3 protein-coding genes and 1 pseudogene are annotated in these 2,723 nt (G+C 69.3%); all 4 read right to left on the bottom strand.

Translation table 11 applies throughout. The features are described from left to right. Positions 1–103 (bottom strand): annotated as a pseudogene (gene rpl4lp / locus BN903_RS17030) (50S ribosomal protein L4); the annotation flags it as partial. A gap of 3 nt (positions 104–106) precedes the next feature. Beyond that, positions 107–1,123, bottom strand: coding sequence for a 50S ribosomal protein L3 (locus BN903_RS14980; protein ID WP_048078490.1), 1,017 nt, complete (start codon positions 1,121–1,123; stop codon positions 107–109). A 4-nt stretch (positions 1,124–1,127) separates the two neighbouring features. After that, positions 1,128–1,994 carry a putative RNA uridine N3 methyltransferase gene (locus tag BN903_RS14975; RefSeq protein WP_048078492.1) on the bottom strand — a complete coding sequence of 289 codons (867 nt, stop codon included), beginning with the start codon at positions 1,992–1,994 and terminating at the stop codon, positions 1,128–1,130. Positions 1,995–2,205: 211 nt separating this feature from the next. Beyond that, positions 2,206–2,723 (bottom strand): PQQ-dependent sugar dehydrogenase (locus BN903_RS14970; protein WP_048078491.1); only part of this gene is annotated, 518 nt, incomplete at its 5' end.

Raw genomic sequence — 2,723 nt, 5'->3', positions numbered from 1 at the left:
CCGCGCGACCGATGAGGTCCGGTCGGAACGCGGTCTCGAAGACGGCCGGCAGATCGATGCTGCCCGCCTCGTCGCCGTCCAGGTCGTGTACTGTTGCGTTCATTGGTTATCCCTGGTTGGATTCGGTTGAAACGTACCGGACCTCGGGGTCGAGGCGCGGCTGGTCGTTCGGCCGGATGGCCGGGCGGAAGCGAAGCAGGCGCTGGTCCGGTCCCGGCAGCGAGCCCTTGATGAGCGCGTACTCGCCGTCGACCTCGCCGTAGTTGACGAAGCCGCCGTCGACGGAGGCGTCGTCGCCCTCGCCGAAGTCGATGAGGCGCTTGTTGAGCTCGGTGCGCTGATGGTAGCCGGTCTGGCCCTGCTGGGGCACGGTCGAGCGGACGCGAGAGGGGTTCCACGGACCGAGGTTACCGATCCGACGCCGCCATCCCTGACGGGCGTGTTTGCCCTTCCGCTTTTGAACGCCCCACCGCTTGACGGGGCCCTGCGTCCCTTTGCCCTTCGTGATGCCGGAGACGTCGGTGTACTGCCCCGCGCGGAAGACGTCGCCGAACTCGTGGGCACCGCCCTCGGAAACGAGATCAAGCGCGAAGTCGGCGCGCTCCTCCAGGGAGCCGCCGCCGACGCGCGTCTCCATGACGTCGGGCTTCTTCTTGGGTACGTTCGAGAGATCCGAGGGCGCGGTGTGGGTGATGACGCGCACGTCGTCGACGACGTCGTCGTCGAGCAGCGCGCGCAGTTCCTCCGCGTCGGTCTCGAAGGTGTCTTCGGCCGGCAGGTCGAGCGCGCGGTCGAGCTCCTCGTGGAACTCGCCGCTCCAGACCTCTGCGACCGGCTTCTGTCCGTACGGCGTCTCTTCGTAGGCGCGCACGGCGACGGCGTACATCTGCGGCGTCTCGACGACGGTGACGGGAACGGCTTCCTCCATTCCCTCACGCGGCGAGTTCGCCTCGTCGTTGACCATCATGACGTGGGTCATTCCGGCTTTGTAGCCGGCGAAGCCCTGCAGCGCAGGGGCCCCATCGTCTTCTGGCCACGAACGGATGCGCGGCACCTCGCTCTCTGCGCGGGTGCGCGGGCCGTAGCCCAGCGAGCCTTTTCGTGGTCGGCTTGGTTGTGGCATGTGTTTACTCCGTGAGTGTGAGCGAGCCGAGGGTCGCGAACAGAGCCTCCTCCGTCCGGACGACCTCGCTCGCCTGTGCCGGGATCGTGTTCAGCCAGAGGTCGAACCCCGGATCGGGTTCGACCGAGCGGCCGTCGGCGACGGCCGCCCGAATGCGGTCGGGCGAAAGCCCGAGCATCTCCGGAAGCCCCCGCTCGGGCGCGCCGAAGGCGACGGTGTACCCGCCGGCCTTCCGCGCGTCCGAGACGAGGTCGCCGAGCCGCGAGACGGAGAGTTCTGCTCCGTGTCGCGACGTCGCGACGGCCAGTCCGTCGCCGGCGAGCGCTTCCGACAGGTCCGCGGCCACGACCTGGAAACCCTCCTCGGGCTTCCCGGCGATGCGGGCGCGGACCGGTTCTCTCGAAGAGACCCTGATGGTGACGCGCTCCCCCTGCTCGACCTCCATGTCGGAGGGAACGAGCAGGGAGATCGGGTGTTCCCGCAGCGGGGAATTGACCCGGACGCGGCCTTCAGGTCCGACCTCGGTCACGAGTCCCTGTGTTTTCGACTCTCCCCCGCTAGGGGTCGAGCCGGTCCGCCACGGCACGCGGAGCGGGGGGAGTACACCGACGTACCGGAGTTCGTCGCGTTGGCCCCAGAGGTCCTTTCGGAGCTCCGGGGGCGTCGCGGCGTACCCCAGCACGGTGCGGACGTACTCCCCGCCCCGTCGACCGTCGCCTTCCCGGTCGGGGAAGACGACGAGCCGATCCGCCCGGAACACCGCCGCCGCACGGGCGACGTAGCCGAGTTTGCGAGTCGCCTCGCGGTCGTCCTCGGCTTCCCGGACGAGCGAAGACGGAACACAGATCGTGAGCCCGTCTTCGGTACGCATCGTGGCGAGACTGTACCCCTCGATTTCGGACGGCACCGTAAAAGGATAGCGGTCCCGATCTCCGGCTGTGCCGCGTTCACACGGGGTCTGGCGGTCGATTTCGACCCCGAGACCGTGCGAACTGTCACCGCGGTGGTTGGGGCCACGCCGAGACAGCGACGGCCTTCACGCCGGGACGATACTGGCCTTCACGCCGAGGCGGCGACGGTCCTCAGTCCGGTACGATCCGCGCGATCGGCGCGTCGCCGGCGTCGACCACGACGTAGAGGTGGCCCGTGGCCGGCTCGACCGCGACCGCACGCATGCGCCACTCCTGATCGTCGAGCAGCGGACCGCGCTCCGTCACCGACGCCCCCTCGGCACCCGCACCCTCGACCGTGAACCGTCCGAGGTACTGCGACGCGAGCGTGCCGGCGAAGAGGTCGCCGCGCCACTCGGGGAACGCGTCGCCGTCATAGAAGACGGCCCCGCTCGGCGGGAATCCCTCGGAGCCGCAGCGCCAGTAGTGAATCGGCCCGGTCACGTCGTCGCGGTCGTCGTGGGGTGGCGCGAGGGGATCGTCGGTCCCGTAGCGGCACGCCTCGGTCGCTATCGGCCAGCCGTAGTTGCCGCCGCGCTCGACGACGTTGATCTCGTCGCCGTCCTCCTCGCCGTGTTCGCACTGCCAGATCGCGCCCGTCTCGGGACGCACCGCCATCGCCTGCGGGTTACGATGGCCGTAGCTTGTAG

The sequence above is a fragment of the Halorubrum sp. AJ67 genome (genome assembly GCF_000513435.1).
This window is presented reverse-complemented; position numbering and strand designations above follow the sequence as displayed.

Coding starts and splice junctions, on each gene's coding strand:
- BN903_RS14975 (WP_048078492.1), bottom strand. CDS start 1,994: ATGCGTACCGAAGACGGGCTCACGATCTGTGTTCCGTCTTCGCTCGTC.
- BN903_RS14980 (WP_048078490.1), bottom strand. CDS start 1,123: ATGCCACAACCAAGCCGACCACGAAAAGGCTCGCTGGGCTACGGCCCG.